Source organism: Ruminococcus hominis, assembly GCF_014287355.1.
GTDB classification, from domain to species: domain Bacteria; phylum Bacillota; class Clostridia; order Lachnospirales; family Lachnospiraceae; genus Schaedlerella; species Schaedlerella hominis.
On sequence record NZ_JACOPE010000001.1, the window covers coordinates 254829 to 279871 of the forward strand.

18 protein-coding genes and 1 riboswitch are annotated in these 25043 nt (G+C 38.5%); of the genes, 17 read left to right on the forward strand and 1 reads right to left on the reverse strand.

The features are described 5' to 3' along the window. Positions 1-184: 184 nt before the first annotated feature. A complete protein-coding gene (locus tag H8S40_RS01090; RefSeq protein WP_186864338.1) occupies positions 185-1189 on the reverse strand; it encodes a LacI family DNA-binding transcriptional regulator in 1005 nt (334 codons plus the stop codon). 273 nt (positions 1190-1462) lie between these two features. Between H8S40_RS01090 and H8S40_RS01095 the strand changes: the two genes are divergently transcribed. The 17 genes from H8S40_RS01095 to upp all read left to right on the forward strand — a co-directional run bounded on the left by H8S40_RS01095 (position 1463) and on the right by upp (position 24744). Further along, positions 1463-2704, forward strand: coding sequence for an extracellular solute-binding protein (locus H8S40_RS01095; protein WP_118724475.1), 1242 nt, complete (start codon positions 1463-1465; stop codon positions 2702-2704). A gap of 12 nt (positions 2705-2716) precedes the next feature. Next, positions 2717-4096 carry a carbohydrate ABC transporter permease gene (locus H8S40_RS01100; RefSeq protein WP_118724476.1) on the forward strand — a complete coding sequence of 460 codons (1380 nt, stop codon included), beginning with the start codon at positions 2717-2719 and terminating at the stop codon, positions 4094-4096. Positions 4097-4098: 2 nt separating this feature from the next. Next, positions 4099-4971, forward strand: coding sequence for a sugar ABC transporter permease (locus tag H8S40_RS01105; protein WP_118224767.1), 873 nt, complete (start codon positions 4099-4101; stop codon positions 4969-4971). 8 nt (positions 4972-4979) lie between these two features. Continuing rightward, a complete protein-coding gene (pulA, locus tag H8S40_RS01110; protein ID WP_186864340.1) occupies positions 4980-6917 on the forward strand; it encodes a type I pullulanase in 1938 nt (645 codons plus the stop codon). Positions 6918-6937: 20 nt separating this feature from the next. After that, positions 6938-8893 carry an amylo-alpha-1,6-glucosidase gene (locus H8S40_RS01115; RefSeq protein WP_186864341.1) on the forward strand — a complete coding sequence of 652 codons (1956 nt, stop codon included), beginning with the start codon at positions 6938-6940 and terminating at the stop codon, positions 8891-8893. A 1-nt stretch (position 8894) separates the two neighbouring features. Beyond that, complete coding sequence (locus tag H8S40_RS01120; protein WP_186864342.1) at positions 8895-10649, forward strand: glycoside hydrolase family 13 protein; 1755 nt, start codon at positions 8895-8897, stop codon at positions 10647-10649. 70 nt (positions 10650-10719) lie between these two features. Beyond that, on the forward strand, positions 10720-12351 hold the full coding sequence (locus H8S40_RS01125; RefSeq protein ID WP_186864343.1) for a glycoside hydrolase family 13 protein: 1632 nt from the start codon (positions 10720-10722) through the stop codon (positions 12349-12351). 372 nt (positions 12352-12723) lie between these two features. Beyond that, a complete protein-coding gene (locus tag H8S40_RS01130; RefSeq protein ID WP_186864344.1) occupies positions 12724-13713 on the forward strand; it encodes a LacI family DNA-binding transcriptional regulator in 990 nt (329 codons plus the stop codon). Between the two features lie 256 nt (positions 13714-13969). Next, on the forward strand, positions 13970-15298 hold the full coding sequence (locus H8S40_RS01135; RefSeq protein ID WP_186864345.1) for an ABC transporter substrate-binding protein: 1329 nt from the start codon (positions 13970-13972) through the stop codon (positions 15296-15298). 95 nt (positions 15299-15393) lie between these two features. After that, positions 15394-16266 carry a carbohydrate ABC transporter permease gene (locus H8S40_RS01140; RefSeq protein ID WP_186864346.1) on the forward strand — a complete coding sequence of 291 codons (873 nt, stop codon included), beginning with the start codon at positions 15394-15396 and terminating at the stop codon, positions 16264-16266. 1 nt (position 16267) lies between these two features. Beyond that, complete coding sequence (locus tag H8S40_RS01145) at positions 16268-17098, forward strand: carbohydrate ABC transporter permease (protein ID WP_186864347.1); 831 nt, start codon at positions 16268-16270, stop codon at positions 17096-17098. 38 nt (positions 17099-17136) lie between these two features. Further along, positions 17137-18480, forward strand: coding sequence for a glycoside hydrolase family 172 protein (locus tag H8S40_RS01150; protein ID WP_186864348.1), 1344 nt, complete (start codon positions 17137-17139; stop codon positions 18478-18480). Positions 18481-18500: 20 nt separating this feature from the next. Continuing rightward, on the forward strand, positions 18501-19982 hold the full coding sequence (locus tag H8S40_RS01155) for a glycoside hydrolase family 32 protein (protein WP_186864349.1): 1482 nt from the start codon (positions 18501-18503) through the stop codon (positions 19980-19982). A 60-nt stretch (positions 19983-20042) separates the two neighbouring features. After that, positions 20043-21005 (forward strand): carbohydrate kinase family protein, encoded by a 963-nt coding sequence (locus H8S40_RS01160; protein WP_186864350.1) that lies wholly within the window; start codon positions 20043-20045, stop codon positions 21003-21005. 207 nt (positions 21006-21212) lie between these two features. Next, positions 21213-22328 (forward strand): heparan-alpha-glucosaminide N-acetyltransferase domain-containing protein, encoded by a 1116-nt coding sequence (locus H8S40_RS01165; protein ID WP_186864351.1) that lies wholly within the window; start codon positions 21213-21215, stop codon positions 22326-22328. A gap of 172 nt (positions 22329-22500) precedes the next feature. Then, positions 22501-23958, forward strand: a complete 1458-nt coding sequence (locus H8S40_RS01170) for an SPFH domain-containing protein (RefSeq protein ID WP_186864352.1) — start codon at positions 22501-22503, stop codon at positions 23956-23958. A gap of 156 nt (positions 23959-24114) precedes the next feature. Further along, the gene (upp, locus tag H8S40_RS01175; RefSeq protein ID WP_186864353.1) at positions 24115-24744 is read left to right on the forward strand and encodes a uracil phosphoribosyltransferase; all 630 of its coding nucleotides are present in this window, start codon (positions 24115-24117) and stop codon (positions 24742-24744) included. A 37-nt stretch (positions 24745-24781) separates the two neighbouring features. Further along, positions 24782-24952, forward strand: a riboswitch (Lysine riboswitch). Positions 24953-25043: the final 91 nt, after the last annotated feature.

Here is a 25043-nt window from a genome sequence, read left to right on the forward strand (position 1 = left end):
TTCAAGTCGAACGTCCGTGAGACTTGGCGCGTGATTCTGGTCAGCGAAGCTGACATATTCCAATCAGAATCACTGCGCATCCTCGCGGAGCGTTTATCTCAGTCGGAGATTGGACTCCCACTGAGACAAATTTGTTATTACTCACCACCTGAAGAGGTGGGAGTCTTCTCGACTGAGATAAATATTATGTCACAGGTACTTCCCCTGTAGATTTCCGTTCAATTAGCTGCGCATGCAATAAAAATGTGCTGATTGAAATGTTGTTAAGTAGACTTGATAGTGCAAAAAAACCGCTTTTTCCAAGTTCAAGCCGATCTTGTCTGATTGTAGTCAATGGAGGAGATGTATATGCTGCAATCGGAATATCATCAAATCCAATAATACTGATATCCTCAGGCACCTTGTATCCTAGTTGTTGACACTGGATAAGGGCTGCATTGGCAAGAGTGTCCTGGCTACAGATGATAGCAGTCATTCCTTTTTCCAGAAACCGTGGCAGGTGCTTTTCCATACATTCAGACAAATAATAAGAGCAGCCGGTAGAATCAGAAGAAGTCTTCAGTCCATGCTGGTGCATGGCACGGAGAAAGGCTGCATGTCGTATCTGAAGAATCTGAGAGCCAAGAGAACCGCTGAGATAGGCAATCTTACGATGACCAAGTCCGGCAAGATAAGAGACAGCAAGTTCCATTCCCTCATCATTATCAATACCTACATAAGCAGTAGAGGGATTCCCGATAATATAGTTATCGAAAAGCACGGCAGGAGTGTGGCTGGTTTTAAAATCCTGAATCCAAGGGTCATTCAAGGAAAAGCCGATTACAAAAGCTCCTACGTAATTATGCTCCAACATAAAAACATCATAATGTTGGTTCCGTTGCATCTGAACGTCCACAGGTACGATTTCAATATCAAAACCGGCTGGTTCAGCCATTTGGCGAAAACCAAGCAGAATGTCATAGGCAAAATGATGTGGCTCTTCGTATTGTATATTCTCTTTTTCTGTTATAATACAGATTTTTTTTACGGGTTTCTTATAACGACGTAGTTTAGTATAACCGAGGGCTACAGCAGTTTCTAAAACCTGTTTCCGTAAAGTTTCGCTGATATCAGGTGCATCATTGAGTGCTTTGGATACAGTACTCTTGGAAATGTTCATCTTATCAGCAATATCTTGGATTGTAGTCATAATATGTGATCCTTTCATGAAGTAGGAAAATAAATCTTATTTTATTATATACAATGATATGGTAAAAAGCAATGAACTATAAGAAAAATAAAAGTTTAGACAAGTTTCGAAAACGGGAAAATAAAAAATAATGCACAAAAAACAAGGTGAAAAAATGTAAAAAATGACAAAAAATAAGTAGTGGATTGAAAAAAGATTGACGAAAAATTGAAAAAGACGTATATTGAGTTCAACGAAACAATACGAAACAAAGAAGCGAAAGGGAGAAAGATGATGAAAAGAAGACTGGCAACATTTCTAACAGGAATCATGACTGTAGCTCTGGTGGCAGCAGGACTAACCGGATGTGGGAGCAGTACGGCGGATAAAGGGTCAGAAAAAGTCAGACTGATGGTATGGTCTCCATCGGAAGATCAGTCAAAAGACAGTGGTGAATGGCTTCAGACAATGTGTAACAATTTTGCAAAAGAGCATCCGGAGTGGGATATTACATTTGTCTATGGAGTAGCTGACGAAGCGACTGCCGCAGATCAGGTGGCACAGGATCCGGAAGCAAGCGCAGATGTATTTATGTATGCAAATGATAGGATCACATCGCTTACAGATGCGGATGCAGTAGCAAAATTTGGTGGGAAATATAAGGAAGAGATTGAATCAACCAACTCGAAGGAACTTCTAGATTCGTTGAAGGTTGACGGAGAACTTTACGGGGTTCCGTTTACAACCAATACCTGGTATATGTTTTATGATAAGTCAGTGTTTTCAGAAGAAGATGTGAAAAATCTGGATACGATGCTGCAAAAAGGAACAGTATCCTTCCCATTTACTAATTCATGGTATCTTCCGGCGTTCTATCTGGGAAATGGATGCACCTTGTTTGGAGATGGAACAGACGAGTCAAAAGGAGTTGATTTTGCAGGAGAAAAGGCAGTGGATGCAACCAATTATGCAATTGATCTGGCAGCAAATCCAAATTTTAAAATTGACGCAGATGGATCAGGACTTGCAGGACTTCGTGATGGCAGTGTAAAGGCAATGTTTACCGGATCGTGGGATGCAAATGCAATAAAAGAAGCACTTGGAGACAATATGGGAGTTTCATCGCTTCCGACCTATACAATTAACGGACAAGAGAAGCAGATGCTTGCATATGCCGGTTCAAAGGCAATCGGAGTTAATGCACATAGTGAATATATGGAACAGGCAGTTGCACTTGCTGTTTATCTGGGAGGAAGTGATGCACAGAGAGCACACTACGAGATGAGAACCGTGATTCCATGCAATACAGAGCTTTTAAAAGAAAAAGACATTGCATCCGATCCGCTTGTTCGGGCACAGAATGATACCTTTAACAATACATCCATACTTCAGCCATTCGTGGCATCCATGAGTAACTGTTGGACACCGGTTGAGAATATGGGAAAAGGAATTCGTAACAAGAGTGTGACACATGAAAATGCTAAAGAACAGACGGAAGAAATGAACGAAGCAATGAACAGCAATGGAATCAATTAAGAGGTAAGCGGAATGAGTATATTTAAGAAAAAAATCAATGAATTTCCAACGCCATATACCTGCAAAAATGCAGTGAAAAAAGGTGGATTAGAGACTAAGCTTTCCATGGTCCTGATGGGATTTGGAAACATCGTACACGGTCAGATTATCAAAGGTCTTTTGTATCTGGCAATTGAAATTGCCTACATCGTCTTTATGGCGGTAAATGGAATCGGATTTATAGGCGGTCTTCGGACACTTGGAACCGTGCAGCAGCAAGAGGTGTGGGATGAAGCAAAGCAAATTTATCTTTACACAAAAGGAGATCAGTCCGTTCTGATTCTACTTTATGGGGTGACGACAATCCTGCTGACGATTCTTATGATTTTGGTATGGAGAGGAACTCTGAAAAGTGCATATAAAGCAGAGTGTCTTCAGAAAGCAGGAATGCATGTGAATACATTTGCAGAAGATTTGAAGTCTCTTCTGCATGAGAATCTGTACCGTTTATTTATGACACCACCGACAACATTCATCTTTGTATTTACTGTACTTCCGTTGGTATTCATGATTTGTATGGCATTTACTAATTACAGCCGTATCGGAAACCATCTGATGCTGTTTGACTGGGTAGGACTTGATAACTTCAAGACATTATTTGATTCAGGAAGTATTCTTGGAAGTACTTTCTGGTCGGTTCTTGGATGGACAATTATCTGGGCATTTTTTGCAACTTTCAGCAACTATATTTTCGGAATGATTCTGTCCCTGCTGATCAATAGAAAGGGAACAAGAGCAAAAGGATTCTGGAGATTCTGTTTTGTTCTTTCCTGTGCAGTACCGATGTTTGTATCCCTTTTGATCATGCGTACTATGTTACAGCCGGAAGGGGCAATCAACGTACTCCTTAGAAATGTAGGACTGATTGCAAGTGATGCAAGCCTTCCGTTTTTTACAGATGCGACATGGGCGAGAGTGACTGTTATCATCATCAATATCTGGGTAGGTGTGCCGTATACTCTGCTTCAGCTGACCGGAGTGCTTCAGAACATTCCAGAAGAACTTTATGAAGCTGCAAAAGTAGATGGTGCAAATGCATTTCAGACATTTACCAAGATTACACTGCCGTACATGCTGTATGTGACAACACCATATTTGATTGTAACCTTTACAGGAAATGTCAATAACTTCAATGTCATTTATCTTCTTTCAGGAGGGGATCCGGTAACAAACCTTTCTTCAACTGCAGGTAAGACAGACCTTCTTGTTACATGGCTCTATAAACTGACAATTGACAAACAGTACTATAACATTGGTGCGGTAATTGGAATCATGACCTTTATCATTCTGGCAATTGGTGCACTTTTCACATACCGTAACAGTAAATCCTATAAAGAAGAAGGAGGATTTTAATCATGGCAGGAAAGAAATTACAATCTGCAAAAAAGAAGAAAATGATCAACAATACGATCGTACATATTGTTCTTGCGGTGTTGGCAATTATCTGGCTTTTCCCAATTGCATGGGTAATCCTGACGAGCTTCCGTGCGGAAAAAGGCTCTTACGTATCAACCTTCTTTCCGAAAGCATTTACGCTTGACAATTATATAAAATTATTTACTGATACATCCATTTTAAATTTCCCACAGATGTTTATGAACACGCTGTTTATCGCAATCTGTTCCTGTATTTTATCAGCATTTTATGTGCTGGCAGTTTCCTACTGTTTGTCCAGACTGAAATTTAAAATGAGAAAACCATATATGAACATGGCAATGATTTTAGGTCTGTTCCCGGGATTTATGTCCATGATCGCTGTGTACTTTATTTTAAAGGCGATGGGGCTTACAGAAGGAAGTCTGATTAAGCTGGCTCTGATTTTGTGTTATTCTGGTGGCGCGGGACTGGGCTTCCAGATTGCAAAAGGATTCTTTGATACGATTCCGGTTGCGATTGATGAGGCTGCACTTTTGGATGGATGTACCAGATGGCAGATTTTCAGTAGAATTACACTGCCACTTAGTAAGCCGATCATTGTATATACAGTACTGACATCTTTTATGGCTCCGTGGCTCGATTTCATTTTTGCGAAGGTAATCTGCCGAGCAAATTCAGACCAGTATACGATAGCAATCGGACTTTGGAAAATGTTGGAAAAAGAATACATTGACAGCTGGTACACCAGTTTTGCGGCTGGGGCAGTTCTGATTTCAATCCCAATCGCAATTCTCTTCTTGTTCATGCAGAGATACTATGTAGATGGCGTATCAGGTGCAGTGAAAGGATAAGGAAGACGATGAAAGATAAAATAGAATTAAAAAAATATTACTCTACAAAAGAATTTCTTGAAAATTATATTTATGAGGGAAATAATCTTGGCGTAGAATGTACAGAAGAAGGAACGACATTCCGTCTGTGGTCACCACAGGCGGAATGCGTTAGTTTAAACCTGTATCAGACAGGGGATGGAGGAAATGCATACGAGCAGATTCTGATGAAAAAAGAAGAAAAAGGTGTGTGGAGTTGGGAGAGTAAAGAAGAACTTCACGGCGTTTATTATGATTATCTGATTACCCGCGATGACGAAGAAGTCCGATCAGCAGACCCATATGCAAAGGCATGCGGAGTTAATGGATTGCGCAGCATGGCAGTGAATCTGAAAAAGACCAATCCAAAAGGCTGGGAAAAAGATCAGGCACCAGAAGAAGGACCGGAGCGAATTGTCTATGAACTTCATGTAAAAGAATTTTCATGGGATAAAGCAGGTGGGTTTCCGGAGGAATATCGCGGAAAATATAAAGCATTTACATGCAGACATACGACTTTGAACGAGGACGGAATTCATCCGACCGGGTTGGATTATTTAAAGGAACTCGGGGTGACACACATCCAGATTATGCCGATGTACGATTATGGTTCTGTAAATGAAGCGGGGGAGGATACGGAATTCAATTGGGGATATGACCCGGTTAATTACAATGTGCCAGAGGGCTCCTATGCGACAGATGCCAGACATGGAGAGGTGAGAATCAGAGAAATGAAAGAGATGATTCAGGCAATTCATGAAGCTGGTTTTGGTGTGATTATGGATGTGGTTTACAATCATACTTATTCATTAGATTCCTGGTTTCAGAGAACTGTACCTTGGTATTTTTACCGGGTATTTCCAGATGGAACAGCATCTGACGGCTCTGCCTGTGGGAATGATGTGGCAAGTGAAAGAGAGATGTGTGCAAAATACATTCTGAAGTCGGTGCTTTACTGGACAGAGGAATATCATATTGACGGATTCCGCTTTGACCTGATGGGACTTCTGGATGTAGATCTGATGAATCGGATCCGAAGTGAACTGGATCAGAGATACGGAAAAGGAAGGAAGATCATTTACGGAGAGCCATGGGCGGCGGATAAGACAGCTGTAGAAGGCGGCAGAAAACTGGCAACAAAAGAGAATGTTGGGCTTCTGGATGAAAATATCGGAGCGTTCTGTGACAGTACCAGAGATGGAATCAAAGGCTCTGCGTTACGTGCAAAGGAAGCCGGATTTATAAACGGCGCAGAAGAAAAAGAAGATGAAATACTTGCAAGTGTGGCAGCATGGTGCACAAATCCTTATCATGCGGAAGGATTTGAGAATGTCAAAGCACCTTCACAGATCGTAACCTACGTATCAGCACATGACAACCATACCTTGTGGGATAAATTAAAAGAGACAGTCGTAGAGGAAAAAGAATGTATGAGGCTGAATAAAATGGCTGCAGCAGTCTATATGACTTGTCAGGGAACACTGTTTTTCTTATCGGGAGAAGAATTTGCCCGTACAAAAGATGGACAGGATAATACCTTTAAGGCACCGATCACTCTAAACCGTCTCGACTGGGAAAAGGCATGGGAAAACAAGGAACTGGTTCATTATTATCAGGGGCTGATCGCACTTCGCAAACAGCTTTCTGGGCTTTGTGACAAATCAAAAGACAGTTATAAACGAATTACGGATATGTGGAAAGAAAAAGACGTAGTAGGATTTACTGTGCTCAATGATAAAAAAGCAAGATGGAGCCAGGTAAAGATAATTTATAATGCAAGAAAAAGTAATTATAAAGTAAAATTCTTGAATGATGGATGGGAAATCTTAAGCGATGCAGATGACAGCTGGTGCTGGGAAAAAGGAATCTGTGCGGACAGACAGATAGAAGCCGCACCGCAGAGTGTGCTGATACTTGGACGTAAATAATGATTAAGGAGGAGTGGTGCATGAAATGGATTTATGGAAGACAGGATTGGAAAACGTTGGAGAGAGGACTTGAAAACTGCTATCTTTTAACTAATGGTCTGGGAGGTTTTTCTTCGCTTACGATGACCGGAGCTGTGGCAAGAAATGATCATTCGGTATTCATGGCATGTACGAAAGCTCCAAATCACAGAGTAAATATGGTTCATCGTATAAAAGAAGAACTGGGTATTGGGGAAACAAAGTATGTTCTTTCAACTCAGGAATTTGCGGATGGAACAAAAGAAGAAGGATACCGTTATCTTACAGAATTTTCTTTTGAAATTCTTCCTTCGTGGCGTTATCTGATAAACGGAATAGAGATAGAAAAAGAGATTGTGATGGCACAGGGCAGCAATCAGATTGCAGTGAATTATCATCTGAAAAACCGTGGTCAGAAAGAGGCCGCTCTCTGTGTAACTCCGTTTTTTCAATTTGAACCTAAAGGGGAAGATTTGAAAGAAGATAAGATATTTTCAAGACAAGCGCAAAAGATTACCGATGGAAAGTATGATCTTTTCTTTGAAACAAATGGGAAAGTAGAGGGCTTTCAGGAAAAGAAAGAAACGTATTTTTATCGCTATGATGAATGTGACGGAAGACGGGAAAATGGAACGGCAAGCGCAGTGTATCAGATTAAAAAACGGGTAAAGCCAGGAGAAGAGACAGATTTGACAGTAATTTATTCGCTGGAAAGTCAGATTGGTATGGATGCAAAAAAATTATTTGATATAATTAAGGAAGAACAGATCCATCATCAAGAGAAGCTTATAAAGACTTCAGGTTTGAAAAATAAACTGGCACAGACACTGGTTTGTAGTGCAGACAAGTTCCTTTCAAAAAGAGAGTCTACGGATGGATTGACCATCCTTGCCGGCTTTCCATTTTTCGAAGACTGGGGAAGAGATACAATGATTGCACTTCCGGGAATCTGCATCTCCACAGGAAGAGTTGAAAGTGCAAAATCAATCTTGCGGACATTTGCATTTTATGAAAAAGATGGATTGATGCCAAATCTGTTCCCGGAGGGGGAGAATGAGCCTCTTTATAATACTGTAGATGCCGCACTATTATTTATCAACTGCGTGTGGTTATATTATGAAAAAACTCAGGATATCAAATTTGTAGAGGAAATGTATCCGGTAATGCAAAGAATTATTTTCGGTTATGAGAAAGGAACAAATTTCAATATCCATATGGAAGAAGACGGTCTTATCAGTGCCGGGGCAGGGCTGGATCAGGTAACCTGGATGGATGTGCGCGTTGGAGAGATTCTTCCGACACCAAGACATGGGAAACCGGTGGAGATCAATGCTTACTGGTATAATGCGCTTTGTATTATGCAAAAGTTTTCAGAAGTTTTGAAGAAAAATGAAGAGCAGAAATATGGAAAACTCGCACAGAAAGTGAAAGAATCTTTTGCACGAGAATTCTGGATGGAGGAAAAACACTGCCTGAAGGATGTAATCTCAGAAACAAAGGCAGATACACAAATTCGCTGTAATCAGATATGGGCAGTGTCTATGCCGTTTACTATGCTGGACGTAGAGAAAGAAAGACAGATTGTAGATACAGTGTTTGAAAGGTTGTATACGCCTTATGGACTTCGGACATTAGATCCAAAAGACGAGGAGTTTCATGCAAGCTATGGTGGAGAGATGATAAAAAGAGATCTTGCTTATCATCAGGGAACCGTCTGGACTTTTCCGATGGGTGGATATTATCTCGCCTATCTAAAAGTAAATAAAGATTCAAGAGAAGCAAAAGAGATTGTGGCAAAACAGTTGGAAGTGTTGGAAAGTGCAATGCGTGAAGGATGTATTGGCCAGCTCCCTGAAATTTATGATGGAGAGATTCCGGTTTCTTCAAAAGGATGTTTTGCACAGGCATGGAGTGTAGGGGAAATCCTGCGTGTTTATGAAAAATTGGAGGAAAAATAAGATGGAGTTTACTGGGGTATACCATAAAACATCAGAGCAAATGAGTTATCCGTTGGATGAGGACAGATTAATTGTAAATATTAAGACCGGATATGATGTAAAACAGGTGTTTATTCATTACGGAGATCCTTATGAAGCAGGAATCCTGGGTGGAAAGGAAAAATGGATTGGAAAAAGAGAGGAAATTATTTATAAAAAACGTCTGCCTTATCAAATCTGGTGGACAACAACGCTTTTTCCAGAATATAAACGATGTAAATATTATTTTGAACTGAGAACAGAAGAGGAAGTCTGGTATTATTTTGAAGATGGCTTCCTGACTGAAGAGCAGCTTCAGATGGATGGCCGTATGCAGCAGTGTTTTATTGTACCATGGATGAATCCCGCAGATATAAACCGCACACCTGCATGGGTGAATGATACGATCTGGTATCAGATTTTCCCGGACAGGTTTTGCAATGGGACACCGGAAAAGAATGGAAATGATATCACACCGTGGAGAAATCACGGAACAGTGACAAATCAGGAAAAATTCGGAGGAAATCTGGAGGGAATCCGTCAGAGACTACAGTATCTTCAGGAGCTGGGAATTACCGGAATTTATCTGAATCCGATCATGGAAGCAGAATCTAACCACAAATATGATACTACAGATTATACAAAGATTGATCCGGCTTTCGGCAATGAAGAAATGATGAAAGCACTTTGCAGGGAAGCGCACGAAAAAGGAATCCGTATTATGGTTGACGCAGTATTTAACCACTGCGGAAGAAAATTTGCACCGTGGGTAGATGTACTGGAGAATGGGAAAGATTCCCGTTATGCGGACTGGTTTATGATAGAAGACTGGGAACAGATTGGAAAAAGAGCAGACACCAGAGACAAGCGCTTTTACTCTTTCGCATTTGCAGATACGATGCCAAAATTAAATACGAATAATGAAGAAGTAATTGAGTATTTTTGTAAGGTCTGCGAGGAATGGATTCAAAAATTTGATATAGACGGAATCCGTTTTGATGTAGGAAATGAAGTATCACATCGGTTCTTAAAGCGGATGCGAGAACATTTAAAAGCGATAAAACCGGACATTTATCTGTTGGGAGAAATCTGGCACGATGCAAGCCAGTGGCTGCAAGGAGATGAATATGATTCCGTTATGAATTACCCGCTGCTCAGTGGAATCCATGACTTTTTTCTAGATAAAACGATGAAAAAAGAGGGGTTTGAATATATGGTAAATCGTTGCTATACTATGTATATGCAGCAGAATAACGATGTACTCTTCAATCTGCTGGATTCCCACGATACGGAGAGGCTTATGAACCGTTTTCATAATCTGGATAAATTCTATCAGCAGCTTGCAATTCTCTTCACACTTCCGGGAAGTCCTTGCATTTACTACGGAACAGAGATTGCGATGGAAGGTGCACATGACCCGGATTGTAGAAGATGTATGCCATGGAGTGAGATCGAAAGCAAAGAGAATCAGGAAAAAATTGCAATGATGCGGAAACTGATCATGCTTAGAAGAAACGAGAAAATGTGCAGAAGCCCGCATTTCCATTTTCCGGATACGTACAAAAATGATCGATGTGTAGAATATATAAAATTAGATGAAGAAGGTAATAAAATTGAGGTTCTATTAAATGCATCGGAGGAAGAAATAAAAGTAAAAGGGAATGGAAAAATTCTTTTTGCCCGAAAATTTGATGGAGAGATACTTGGCGTAAACGGAACGCTCATTCGTAGAATTTAGAGAATATAAAGAAAGGAGAGGATATCCCGGTAGAACCAGATAATCTGCCGGAGAGATATCGAAATTGGGTATGGAAAATAAGAATAAATGGTGGAAAAATGCAGTCGTATATCAGATTTATCCGAAAAGCTTTCAAGATTCGGATGGAGATGGAATTGGTGATATTCCAGGGATTATCAGCAGATTGGATTATTTGAAAAAACTTGGAATAGATGCAATCTGGCTCTCACCGGTGTATCGTTCGCCACAGGATGACAATGGATATGATATTTCAGATTATCAGGATATTGAGCCGATGTTCGGAACAATGGAAGATATGGAACAGTTATTTGCGGAGGCAAAGAAACGCGGAATCCGAATTATGATGGATCTTGTATTGAATCATACTTCTGATGAACACAGATGGTTTTTGGAAGCAAAGAAAAGTAAAGACAATCCGTATCATGATTATTATGTGTGGCGTGACGGAGAAGAAGACGTTTATCCAAACGATATGAATTCTGTATTCGGCGGACCGGCATGGGAGTGGGTTCCGGAACTGGGACAGTATTATTTTCATCAATTTTCAGTGAAACAGCCGGATCTGAACTGGGAGAATCCGAAAGTGAGAAGAGAACTCTATGATATGATTCTCTGGTGGATGGAAAAAGGGGCAGGCGGATTTCGTCTGGATGTAATTGATCAGATTGCAAAAGAGCCAGATCTTAAGATCACAAATAATGGACCAAAGTTGCATGAATTTCTGCGTGAATTAAGCAGGGAAACATTTCAGAAGGGCGACATGATCACTGTAGGAGAAGCCTGGGGAGCAACACCGGAAATTGCAAAGAAATATAGTAATCCGGATGGAAGTGAATTTTCCATGGTTTTCCAGTTTGAGCACATTATGCTTGATCAGGAAGAAGGAAAGGAAAAATGGGACACGATTCCATTGAATCTGGTAAAGCTGAAAAAATGCCTTGCAAAGTGGCAGAATACTTTATATCAGGTAGGATGGAACAGTCTGTTCATGAATAACCATGATCTTCCTAGAATTGTGTCGCGCTGGGGAAATGACGGAAAATACAGAAAAGAGTCGGCAAAAATGCTGGCGACAATGCTTCATGGAATGCAGGGAACTCCTTACATTTATCAGGGAGAAGAGCTGGGAATGACGAATGTGCAGTTTGACAGCATTGAAGAATATGAAGATATTGAGACATTGAACATGTACAAAGAGCGACTGAAAAAAGGATATCAGCCAGAAGAAATCATGCAGTCTATCTACGCAAGAAGCCGTGATAATGCCCGTACTCCGATGCAGTGGAGCGGGGATGAGAACGGAGGATTCACAACAGGAGAACCATGGTTTGCCGTGAATCCAAATTATACCAGAATCAATGCCAAAGAGGCACTGGAAGACGAAAATTCGGTATTTTACTATTATCAGAAGCTGATTCGTTTAAGAAAAGAAAATGCAGTATTCGTGAATGGAAAATTTGAACTTCTTCTGCCGGAAGATGAGAGAATTTTCGCCTATACGAGAACAGATGAGCATACAAAGATGCTGGTATGTACAAACTTTACGGATGAGGAAGTTAGCTGCCCATTGCTTGATGAGTGGAAAGCTGGGGAAGTCTGGATCCGGAATTATGAGGACGAAAGAGAAGGAAATATATTGCGTCCTTATGAGGCGGTGATAATTGGAGTTACTATAAAATAATTGCCGTTGAAAAAGTATGGTATCCGAATGTGAGAATAAATATATAAGAGTCAATGAATATAGAAGTTCTGTCTGGTTGGCAGAACTTCTATGTTTTATATTATGGATTTTAGTTTATCATGTGAGAGGAAGATTGACAGTTGTAGTGAAAAGTAACCAGAAATAGATATTATAAATGTGTATTAAAAAACACTTGCAACAGAAAGCTATTTATATGATATTATAAGTATTAGTAGAACTCCTTTTGATTAATGCATCTTAATTTTAATAGATTTAAAGTAGCATATTCAGGGGGGTTTTTTTGTCATAAAACTTATAAGTATGCGATGCAAGGTGTTTGGCAAAAGAAAAATTTATGTAAGGAGGAATAAAATGGCAAGTATTAAGGATGTTGCTCAAAAAGCGGGAGTGGGGGTAGGAACAGTCTCACGTGTATTGAATAATAGCGGTTATGTATCCGAAGATACCAGAGAAAAAATTGAGCAAGCAATGAATGAACTTCAATATACTCCAAATGAACTGGCTAGAAATCTTTTTCATAAAAAGAGTGGAATAATTGCAATACTAGTTCCATCTGTAGAAGTTCCGTTCTTTGCAGAATTAGTGCATAATATTGAGGAAGAATTGTATAAACAAGGTTTTAAGATTATGCTTTGCAATACGGATAAAGAGCATAATGCAGAATCAGAATATTTAGATATGTTAAATCGTCATATCGTGGATGGAGTTATTACAGGGGTACATTCACTAGATGTAGAGGAATATAAAAAGATTAAGAAACCGATAGTAGCGTTAGATCGTTATCTTGGAGAAAATATTCCACTAGTGACAGTCGATCATAAAGAAGGTGGAAGAATAGCAGCTGAAACATTGATTGCCAATGGATGCAAAAAAGTGGTTCATTTCCGGGGGGCGATAGCTGTTGAATCGCCATATCATGATCGACATTATGAATTCGCACGTATTATGAAAGAACATAATGTGGAGTGTTATGACTATGAACTTGCATGGAATAGATTCGATTTGGAGTATTATGAAGAAGCAGTAAAAGATTTATTTCAAAAGATTGGTGATTGGGAGTTTGATGGGATTTTTGGGTGTGATCGTGTTGCAATAGAATGTATGAATGAAGTTATCCGAAGACATAGGAAGGTTCCAAAAGATGTAAAGTGCATAGCTTATGATGGAACTTATGTGACACAGATGGTGGAGCCTAGTGTGACAGCAATTGTTCAACCGATAGAAAATTTAGCAAGAGAGTCAGCAAAATTAATTTGTGATTTAGTAAATGGGAAACATCACAAGAATAAACAAGTAGTCTTGAATGTTTCGCTGCGAAAAGGGAAAACAACTATTGTATAAAACATGTAAAATCTTACGGTAAAAATAAACAAAAAAATAAAAGAAAAACTATTTAAAAGTGACAAAATAACGATAAAAGTGAAAATGAGGATTGACATATGAACACTGAGGCGTTATATATTAATTATACAATCAATTACGCGTACAATTGATTTTTTATTTTAGCAAACATGGAACGGGTTCCACAATAATTTTTTTGATGCGTGTGGAACGGGTTCCACATCAAAACTATTTTATCTTTATAGGAGGAGCGGAAATGAAGAAGAAAAACTTAAAAAGAATCGGATCAACAGTTTTAGTAACAACTATGGCATTGGGATTACTTGCCGGATGTGGCGGAAAATCTGGTGACAGCGCAAACTCAACCACAAAAGATGCTAATGGAGCAACAGTAATCAAATTTGGCATCCATGTTGCAAATCCAAAGGAACAAGAATCGGTAACATATAATATCGTTGAAGCTTTTAATAAAGAATATGAAGGAAAATATAAAGTTGAATTTGTGGCGGCTGATACAGAAGCCCATTCAAAGAATATGAAATTAGCAGCACAGGACGGAACATTGCCAGAAATCATACATTTAGATTCAGCAGAAGCTCCTGAATATAATGAGGCGGGATACTTATTAGATCTTTCAGATTTCTTAAAAGAGAACGCAGATATTGATGAAGCACTTAATGGTATGGAAGATGCCTTTGCCACAGATGATGTTCAGTATGGTCTTCCTTATCAGTGTAACGTACAAGGTTTCTTCTATAATAAAGAGTTGTTTGATAACGCAGGGGTAGAATATCCTACAGACGATACGACATATGAAGAATTTATTGAAATGATTGCAAAATTAAAAGAAAGTGGTGTTACACCGATTGCAATTGGAAGTAAGAATAGTGGTTTCGCAATGTGGGAGTTTAATGAGTTCCTTTCAAGATATGGTTGGGAAGATAATATTGATTCGTACACAGGTGATAAAGCCAGCTATTCAAACAATGATTTAAAAGCTTGTTACGAGAAAATGAAAGGACTTGCAGATGCAGGTGCATTCCCGGATAATATGGCCACAATCGAGTATTTTGATGCAAAACAGCTTTTCAATGAAAGCAAGGCTGCAATGTTCGGAACAGGACAGTGGGATTGTGCAGAATTTGACAAAAACCTTGGTGATAAGATTGGATTCTGGTGGGGACCAACATTTGAAGATTCTTCATATAATCAGGAAATTGATATGAAAGTACCTTCAGCCCCATTAGTAGTCAGTGAAACAGTTGGGGACAATGATACAACAAAAGAGGCTGTATATACTTTCCTTAAGTTCTATTATGGAAAAGATGCAGCAAGTATTTCTTATGAAGGATCCATTTTCCCGGCAACTAATTACGAAGGTGTTGTAGCAAATGATTCTCAGTATGCAATGAACGCAATGATTGAAGCACTTGGAAATGGTTGGGAAACACCGGAAGCAGCTCCAGATCAGACTGTAAATTCAGCAGTTCAGGAAGCTATGTATGATGGTATGTTTGGTGTAATGCAGGGAACATATACCCCAGAAGAAGCACTTTCAAATATGGATCAGGCAGCAGCTAATTAGCAGAAGAATAGAATACTAATTAAACAAGATTATAGATTCGGAGGGTGTATCTGACACCATGTCGGATACACCATTTAAAATTGAAGGATGGTAGTATGCATTGGTTAAGTAAAAAGCGATACAAAATATGTCTAGTAGTTCCGACGTTGCTAGTATATATGGCGTTTATTATTCTTCCAATAGGAATGGCAATTGGATATAGTTTTACAAAATATTCTGGAATTGGAAAAGCTAAGTTCAATGGAATTACAAATTATATACGATTATTTAAAGATCGCTTATTTTGGATATCATTTAAAAACACAATGATTATGTTTATTTTGGCGTTTTTGCTGTTGCTGACGATATCATTTCTGATTGCTTTGTTATTAAATAATAAATTAAAAGCAGTAGATTTTTCAAAGGCATTGATATTTTCACCAGCAATTATTGCTCCGATTATTGTAGGTATTATTTGGGTATATATCCTAGATCCTAATATAGGTATTATCAATAGTGTCTTGGATGCAATCGGTGCTTCGGCATTAAAACATAAATGGATTGGTGGAAGCGTCTTATCACCATATAGTATTGCTGTTATTTACTTCTGGCAGCAGTTAGGATATTTAGTAACAGTATTCATTGCTGGATTAAAAATGATCCCGGAAGAAGTAATGGAAGCAGTAAAAATTGATGGGGCGAGTTTTTGGCAGAAAACATTGTATGTAACAATTCCTATGATGAAATCGACGATTTCTACAGTTTCAGTGTTAATCATAACAGGTGTATTTAAAATTTTTGAAATTGTGCAGCAGACAACGGGCGGTGGTCCGAACCACTTATCTGAAACATTAGTAACTTATAGTTATTCAATGACTTTTAGCAGTAGTGATTATGGTTACGGAATGTCATTGGCAACATTTACATTTGTTTTATCATTGGTAATTACCGGTATTTATTCGTTACTTACAAAGGAAAGGAGTAGTTAAGATGATTCCGAAAAAGAGAAAAACAGTCATGTATATAGTGATGGCATTGATTACTGTAATCGTTGTATTTCCACTCCTTTGGATGGTTTTACTTTCGTTTAAAACCAGCTCTGAAATCATGTCTAATCCGCTGGCGTGGCCAACAGCATTTAACCTGGATAACTTTAAAAATGCACTAAACACATTGGATTTTCCGAGGTTGTATGCAAATACTTTTGAAGTTTGTATAGTATCGTTGGCACTTGAATTGATTATTACATTTTGCAGTTCATTTGTAATTGCACGTATGGAATTTAAGCATCCGAAATTAAAACAATTATTATACGGTTTCCTGATTATGGGATTAGCTGTATCACCATTTATCTTATTATTCCCAGTATATAAGATTAATGCCTTTATGGGACTTAGAGGAAAATGGGCATTAGTATTTCCATATGTAGCAAGTTCTATTTCATTTAATACGTTGTTATTGACTGCATATTTAAAACAGCTTCCGGTAGAAATTGATGAAGCAGCAGTAATTGATGGATGTAATCTATGGGATTTAATAACGAAAGTTGTACTTCCAATGGCAAAACCCGTTATTGCAACAGTTGTGATATTTAATGCACTTTATATATGGAATGAATATCCGTATGCATCTGTAATGCTTCGGGATGTATCAGATTATACATTATCTATGGGAGCCTCATTCTTTAAAGGAAATTATACGGTAGATTATGGCGGAATTGTAGCGTCAAGTCTTATGATTATTATTCCAGAGTTGATTTTCTATGGAATTTTCCAAAAGAATATTGTAGAAGGTATGACTGCAGGTGCGGTTAAAGGTTAAAAATAGAATTCAAAAATCAGTAGAAAAGGAGAACAATTATGAGTAACGTATCAGGATTATTTAAAGATTTGACAACAATTAAAAAGGCAAGAAATGGTAGATTGGCAAGTTGGGATCAAAGAGGTAAAAATCAAGATTATTGGGAAATACCAGCCGGTGAAACGATTTCTTTAGGAGAAATAGAAGGACCTGGATGTATTACACATATTTGGATGACTTCTTCATGCAGAAAAGTAGTTGCACCAAGTATCTTAGATCCGGTATTGAATGCTTCTGCAGCACCTGTAATGGAGATACATCCGGCGCTTGGTGTTATCTGGGATGACTATGATCCATTCTATTATAGAAAAGTTTTAATCAAAATCACATGGGATGATCAGGATACACCGAGTGTATTAGCACCATTAGGTGATTTCTTCTGTATAGGAAATTGCTACCCAGGTAATTTTTCATCATTACCATTTAATGTTTCATTAAAACCGGAAGAAGCAGGAAGATATGGAGCACCATGTTCTGTATCATGTTACTTCCCTATGCCATTTAACAAAAAGGCAAAAATTGAAATCGTAAATGAAAATGAACTTCCTTTTATCTTATATTTTAATATTGATTATGAAATGTATAAAGAAGCATTAGATGAAGATACAGCTTATTTTCATGCAAGCTGGAGAAGAGAAAATCCTTGTGAAGGATGGGGGCCGGATTTGCAGACAAACTGTCCGGAAGTAAATAATGTAACCAATTTTAAAGGTGAAGATAATTATACAGTTCTTGATGTTGAAGGAACAGGACATTATGTAGGTTGCAATTTAACGGTTAAACATTACCAGGGTAGCTGGTGGGGTGAAGGAAATGATATGTTCTTTATTGATGGTGAAGAATATCCTTCATTAAATGGAACAGGAACAGAAGATTATTTTAATCATGCATGGGGAATGCAGAAGAATGCATATCCATTTTTTGGAACAATAGTACATGAAAGTGATACAGATGGTTTTCAGGTATCTTACCGCTTCCATATTACTGATCCTGTCCGATTTGAAAAGAGTTTGAAAGTTACGATTGAGCATGGACATGCAAACCATTTATCTGATGATTGGAGTTCTACTGCTTACTGGTACCAGACACTTCCAACATCAAAGCCGCTGACAATTTTACCTGTAGAAGAGCGATTGCCAAACGTAGCTACTTTACCGGAGCGCAATCTGAAGTTGCCAGAGCTTACAGAAGAAATGAAGGCAGCAAGAGATTCATGGGCAAAGCGTTGGGAAGAATATAAACCGGCAAGAGAAGAACAGTTTAGAATTAAAGAAAGTAAAGCACGCCGTGAGTCTAAACTTAATACTGAATTTGCAAAAAAACTTCGTGAAGATTATAAGTAATACATGCATGGAGGATTATTATGTCACAGAAATTGATGCTTGAAAAAATAGAAAAGGCTCAAAGAGAGATTGATACAAAAAGAGAAGTAGTGAAGCATGGTAAGATGCGTCAGTGTTATCATTTCATGGGAGAAACGGGATGGATTAATGATCCGAATGGTCTGATTTATTTTAGAGGTAAATATCATTACTTTTACCAGCATAATCCATTTAATGGATTTTGGGATTCTATGTATTGGGGGCATGCAGTTAGCAATGACTTAATTCATTGGGAATATCTTCCACTCGCACTTGCACCAAGTGAATACTATGATAATCATCTAAAAGGTGGATGCTTTTCAGGTAGTGCAATAGAACACGACGGAAAATTATATCTTGTATATACCGGAACTTGTAATAATGGAAATGGATTTGAACAGGCACAGTGTATTGCATATAGTGAAGACGGAATTCATTTTGAGAAATATAAAGAGAATCCAGTGATTTCAGCTCCTAAAGGAGTGCCGACAGATATGTTCCGAGATCCGAAAGTATGGAAACATGAAGATACTTTTTATTTGGTATGTGGTGCAAGCATGAATGGGTTTGCACAGGCACGTTTATATAAATCAAAAGATATGCTTAACTGGGAATTTGTAAATGTTCTCGCTGAAAGTAGAGGAGAATGGGGATTTATGTGGGAATGCCCGGATTTCTTTCAAGTAGGAAATAAATATGTTTTGATGTTTTCACCGATGGGAGGAAAAGAACGAACAAGTGTATATCTTGTTGGAGATTTTGATTATAATACAGGAAAATTCTTTTATAAGACTTCTGGAGAAATAGATTGGGGATTTGACTATTATGCACCTCAGTCATTTGAAGCAGCTGATGGAAGAAGACTTCTGGTAGGATGGGCAAACGCATGGGACTGGATGCCTTTCTGGAAAGATTGGGGTCCTACATATAGAGAAGGATGGTGTGGATTTTTCAATGTTCCGCGAGAAGCTGTTTTAAATAAAAATGGAACTTTAAGCTTTATTCCAGTGAAAGAATTGGAAGTTCTTCGCAAAAATAAACTGGAGAGAAAAGAAATTTTATTGGAAGACGGAAGAGAAGAAGAAATTTGTGATGGTAGCATTTATGAATTAAAACTAAAAGTAAATCTTAAAAATACTACTGCCGATAAAATTATTTTAAAACTTCGAGTATCTGATCATAAAAGAACAGAAATTGTGTTTGATCTTAAAAAAGCTGAAATTCGTTTTGATCGAAATCATGCTGATGACTGGAGTAAGGGAATAGCAAGAGGACCACTGAATTTGATGAATAAAGATTGCTTAGATATACACATTTATTCAGATAAAATATCAGTAGAGTTGTTTAGCAACGAATATCAAAATAATTTTTCGTGCAATATTTATAACGTAGAAAAAGGCCAGAAAAATTATATAGTAGCTGAAGGCGGCGTTGCAGAAATTGATACGTTAGAGAAGTGGGATTTAGAAAATGTAATGCAATAAGCAGTTTTCAGAAATTTGAAAAAATAAAAGATATAAAGAAATCATGGAGGATTATTAACCATGAAGCAAATGATTGATATCGTAGCTTTGGGTGAATTATTGATTGACTTTACAGAAGCAGGAGTCGGTGCTGATGGAATGAAATTATTTGAACAGAATCCAGGAGGGGCACCGGCAAATCTACTGACTGTGGCTAGTCATATGGGATATCGAACAGAATTTATAGGCAAAGTTGGAAAAGATATGCATGGCGCTTTTCTGAAAAAAACTTTGGAGAAAGAAAAGATAGGTGTTTTAAACTTGATTGAGGACGAGCACTATTTTACCACGTTAGCATTTGTTGCAATTGATGAAAATGGTGAGCGAGAGTTTTCTTTTGCAAGAAAACCAGGTGCAGATACCAAATTACAGGCGGATGAATTGAATTTGGAGTTATTACAGAACTGTAAAATTTTTCACTTTGGTTCCTTATCTTTGACGGCACAGCCTGCACATGAGGCAACAGTGACAGCGGTCTCACGTGCTAAAGCAGAGGGGGCATTGATTTCTTATGATCCGAATTATCGAGCTTCTCTTTGGAGCAGCGAAGATGTTGCCATAGAAACAATGAAATCGATGATTTGTTATGCAGATGTGATGAAGATATCAGATGAAGAAAGTTTGCTTCTGACTGGAGAAAAAACTTATGAAGCTGCAGCAGATCAATTCTTACAGATGGGACCGAAGTTAGTTGCTGTTACGCTTGGTAGCGAAGGCGTTTTAATAGCATTTGGAGAACGAAAAGAACGTATTGCAGGATTTCAAGTGAAGTCAGTAGATACCACAGGTGCAGGAGATTCTTTTTGGGGCGGTTTCTTGAGTGCTTACTTGGAATTTAGAAAACCTGTTGAGGAACTATCTTGGAAAGAAATAAAATATTGTGCAGAATACGGAAATGCTACGGCAGCACTTTGTGTGCAGAAACGAGGTGGTATCCCAGCTATTCCAAAAAAAGAAGAAGTAAGTCGAATGATTCAGCGTTAAAACAATGATGAAAAACTCAATCTATTTTCTAGTGCATTTACTGGTAAATAGATTGAGTTTATTTCTTTTTGAGAAAATGAAACATGTTACAAGAATAAAAAAACAGAATTGAACAACGGATGCCTCAATGATAAACTGTTTGTATAAGCATATAACGATAAATATGATGCACTAATAATAGGTACAACAGTGAAAGAGGTGAGAAATATGTTATCTTTACAGGACAGAGAAGTGAACACAGGCCGACAGCGGGAACTTGATCTGGTAAAAGGTTTCCTAATGATCATGATAGTATTTATACATTCATTTCAGACAATAGCAGGCGTGGAAGCAGCAGAATCGAATGTACATAAAATTATGTTTGCACTGTTTATGCCGACAGGTGCTTGCTTATATTTATTTACTATGGGATTTGGAAGTGTTTTTACACGACATTCTAAGCCTGAAGATATGGTTAAAAATGGTGTGAGACTGTTATTGTATCAGGGATTAAGTAATTTATGTTATGCCGCAGCTTTGTTAATTAGTTTCAATATTAGAAATATGATTACAGGAGAAGTCGCAGGCAGCAGAGAATTATATGCACAAAACATGTATGCAGCACTTACATTTGTAAATATATTTTTTATATCAGGTATGTGTTATCTTGTGCTTGCGATATATAGAAAATTAAATGTAAAGATCAGTGGATATGTAATCAGTGCTGTAATAGTAGGAATCGTATCACCATTTACAAAGATGTTGGTTTCTGAAAATCAGGTACTTAACTGGATTTTGGATATGACGTTTGGAGGAAAAGGTGAAACAAGCTTTTGTTTCTTTCCGTATTTGAGTTATGTATTTTTAGGATATGTTTTTGGAAAAGTGATCAGAAGAGTTCCTGAAGATGAAAAAGGAGATTTTTATAAAAAGAGTGGTATAATATGTGGAATTATAGCAGTGATATGGTTTGCATGCTGCATAATGACACACCCTACAGTTGATAGATTTTTTAACTATATGATTGAACAGTACAGAACGCCGGGCCTGGCAAAAGTAGTCGGAAGCTTTTGCAGTATCATGCTTGTATTTGCAATTGCATTTTGGATTATGCCGATGATAGAAAAATGGAAATTTGGATATAACAAATTGTGTTATTATTCAAAACAAATATCTAAGATATATGCAGTGCATATCGGTGTATATTATATAATTTGTGGTTTTGCTGCATTTTCCGGATTTAATGTAAAAGAGTGTTTGATATGGTCGGTTATAGTGCTGATAGTAACTGATTTGCTTGTACAAGGACACTTAATAATTATGAATAAGATAAAAAGAGTGTGACAATAATTGATTATTTTTATATGCTACCCTATTTATTGATATTTTCTATAAGTTGTTTTTTGTTATCAAAATTCACTTACTAGCATAAGTGATAGTGAAATTATGTGGATTTCAACTTATTATAAGTGTAAGATAATAATAGGTGAATTATTCGATGAAAGGAGATATAGGTATGGGACTTATTAAAGCAGTTGCAGGAGCGGTAGGCGGAACAATGGCAGATCAATGGAAAGAGTTTTTCTATTGTGAAGCGATGGATAAAAATGTCATGGTGAGGAAAGGACAGAAGCAGACGAGTTCTCGTTCTTCTAATACAAAAGGCAATGACAATATTATTACAAATGGTAGTGGAATCGCTGTGGCAGATGGTCAGTGTATGATTATTGTAGAACAGGGAAAAGTAGTAGAAATATGTGCAGAATCCGGACAGTTTACATATGATACATCTACAGAGCCAAGTATTTTCTCCGGTAATCTTGGAGATAGTATTTCAAAGACATTTGCAACAATCGGAAAACGATTTACATTTGGCGGCGATACAGGTAAAGATCAGCGTGTTTATTATTTTAATACAAAAGAGTTGATTGATAATAAATTCGGTACACCAAATCCGATTCCATTCCGTGTTGTAGATTCTAAGATAGGTCTGGATATTGATGTAGCAGTACGATGTTCAGGTGTTTATTCTTATCGAATCAGTGACCCGTTGTTGTTCTACACAAATGTGTGCGGTAATGTGGAGAATGAGTATACGAGAGAAGAAATTGACAGACAGTTAAAAACAGAGTTTATCAGTGCTTTGCAGCCGGCATTTGGACGGCTTTCCGATATGGAGCTGCGTCCGAATCAAATTGTAAATCATACTACAGAGCTGGAAAATGCTATGAATGAAACACTGTCAGCAAAATGGAGTGAGCTTCGTGGACTGAAGGTAGTAAGTATTGCACTTGGTTCAGTGACACTTCCGGAAGAAGATGCAGAGTTGATCAAACAGGCACAGCGTACAGCAATGCTTCAGAATCCAACAATGGCAGCAGCAACTATGGTAGGCGCTCAGGCAGATGCGATGAAAGCAGCAGCAAGCAACGAAGGCGGTGCTATGAACGGCTTTATCGGTATGGGTATGGCTATGAATGCAGGTGGCGGAATGAATGCCCAGAATTTATTTGCAATGGGAGCCCAGCAAGAGGAAGCAAGACGAAGAGAAGAGCTTGAAAGACAGGCGGCGCAAGCAGCACAGACTCCGCCTCCACAGGCAGCACCGGCGGCGGACAGCTGGCAGTGTACATGTGGTGCAACAGTTACAGGAAAGTTCTGTCCGGAATGTGGTTCAAAGAAACCAGAGCCAAAACCGGCAGCAGATAGCTGGCAGTGTGCATGTGGCGCAACAGTTACAGGAAAATTCTGTCCGGAATGTGGCAGCCCAAAACCGGTACAGGAAGAGGGATGGACATGTTCGTGCGGAGCAGTAAATAAAGGAAAGTTCTGTTCAGAATGTGGAGCAAAAAAACCGGCAGCGGCACCATTGTATCGTTGTGATAAATGCGGTTGGGAACCTGAAGATCCGAAGAATCCGCCAAAATTCTGCCCAGAGTGCGGAGATCCATTTAATGATGCTGATATTCAGTAGAAAGATTGCGCAGTGATTCTGATAGGAATATGTCAGCTTCGCTGACCAGAATCACGCGCCAAGTTTCACGGACGTTCGACTTGAATAGAAAAAGGTGGTTTCAATACATAAAAATCGTTATAATAAAAGGTACAAATACAATGGAGGACGTAGAAAATGAGTAATGTAATTGAGATGACACACCCGTTGATCCAGCACAAGATTTCAAGATTGAGAGATAAGAATACAGGAACAGCAGAATTTCGTGCACTTGTAGAAGAAATCGCAATGCTGATGGGATATGAGGCATTAAAGGATCTGCCACTTGAAGATGTTGAGGTTGAGACTCCGATTGAAACATGCATGACACCTCAGATTGCCGGAAAGAAATTTGCTATTGTACCGATTTTACGTGCAGGTTTGGGAATGGTAAGCGGTATTCAGGCTTTAGTACCGACAGCAAAGATTGGACATATTGGTCTGTATCGTGACGAGGAGACACACGAACCACATGAGTATTATTGTAAGCTGCCGGATCCGATTGAAGAGCGTTTGATCGTTGTTACAGATCCGATGCTTGCTACAGGCGGTTCAGCAGTTGCAGCAGTTGATTTTATTAAAAAGCATGGCGGTAAGAAGATTAAATTCATGGCTATTATCGCTGCTCCGGAAGGAATTAAACGTCTGATGGATGCACATCCGGATATTCAGTTGTATGTAGGTCATATCGACAGAGAGCTGAATAAAGCTGCTTACATCTGCCCAGGACTCGGAGATGCCGGGGATCGTATTTTTGGCACAAAATAGGGGTAGTTTTTAAAAATAAAATATGCTATTATATAAAATGTTTGATAGAGGCGCGGTGATAAGAGTATCCGGCTGGCAATAGTCAAGGGAAGACTGTCAGTAGGAGAAAGGAGAAGCCGCCGAAGGAATGATATTTCCCTGATATGATTCCTGGGCCGGATGTAGAATATGCTCCGGACTGTCACAGGTGTGGAGAGCTATCGAGGATATATGGATTTTTTGATTTATTTATGCCGCGGGCGACTCACCAACAAAGAGATGCCAGCGGCATTTCTTTGTCTAAAAATGGTTGGAGAAGG

Coding starts and splice junctions, on each gene's coding strand:
- H8S40_RS01135 (WP_186864345.1), top strand. CDS start 13,970: ATGAAGAAGAAAAACTTAAAAAGAATCGGATCAACAGTTTTAGTAACA.
- H8S40_RS01150 (WP_186864348.1), top strand. CDS start 17,137: ATGAGTAACGTATCAGGATTATTTAAAGATTTGACAACAATTAAAAAG.
- pulA (WP_186864340.1), top strand. CDS start 4,980: ATGAAAGATAAAATAGAATTAAAAAAATATTACTCTACAAAAGAATTT.
- H8S40_RS01145 (WP_186864347.1), top strand. CDS start 16,268: ATGATTCCGAAAAAGAGAAAAACAGTCATGTATATAGTGATGGCATTG.
- H8S40_RS01160 (WP_186864350.1), top strand. CDS start 20,043: ATGAAGCAAATGATTGATATCGTAGCTTTGGGTGAATTATTGATTGAC.
- H8S40_RS01130 (WP_186864344.1), top strand. CDS start 12,724: ATGGCAAGTATTAAGGATGTTGCTCAAAAAGCGGGAGTGGGGGTAGGA.
- H8S40_RS01095 (WP_118724475.1), top strand. CDS start 1,463: ATGAAAAGAAGACTGGCAACATTTCTAACAGGAATCATGACTGTAGCT.
- H8S40_RS01140 (WP_186864346.1), top strand. CDS start 15,394: ATGCATTGGTTAAGTAAAAAGCGATACAAAATATGTCTAGTAGTTCCG.
- H8S40_RS01165 (WP_186864351.1), top strand. CDS start 21,213: ATGTTATCTTTACAGGACAGAGAAGTGAACACAGGCCGACAGCGGGAA.
- H8S40_RS01120 (WP_186864342.1), top strand. CDS start 8,895: ATGGAGTTTACTGGGGTATACCATAAAACATCAGAGCAAATGAGTTAT.
- H8S40_RS01090 (WP_186864338.1), bottom strand. CDS start 1,189: ATGACTACAATCCAAGATATTGCTGATAAGATGAACATTTCCAAGAGT.
- H8S40_RS01125 (WP_186864343.1), top strand. CDS start 10,720: ATGGAAAATAAGAATAAATGGTGGAAAAATGCAGTCGTATATCAGATT.
- H8S40_RS01155 (WP_186864349.1), top strand. CDS start 18,501: ATGTCACAGAAATTGATGCTTGAAAAAATAGAAAAGGCTCAAAGAGAG.
- H8S40_RS01105 (WP_118224767.1), top strand. CDS start 4,099: ATGGCAGGAAAGAAATTACAATCTGCAAAAAAGAAGAAAATGATCAAC.
- H8S40_RS01100 (WP_118724476.1), top strand. CDS start 2,717: ATGAGTATATTTAAGAAAAAAATCAATGAATTTCCAACGCCATATACC.
- H8S40_RS01115 (WP_186864341.1), top strand. CDS start 6,938: ATGAAATGGATTTATGGAAGACAGGATTGGAAAACGTTGGAGAGAGGA.
- upp (WP_186864353.1), top strand. CDS start 24,115: ATGAGTAATGTAATTGAGATGACACACCCGTTGATCCAGCACAAGATT.
- H8S40_RS01170 (WP_186864352.1), top strand. CDS start 22,501: ATGGGACTTATTAAAGCAGTTGCAGGAGCGGTAGGCGGAACAATGGCA.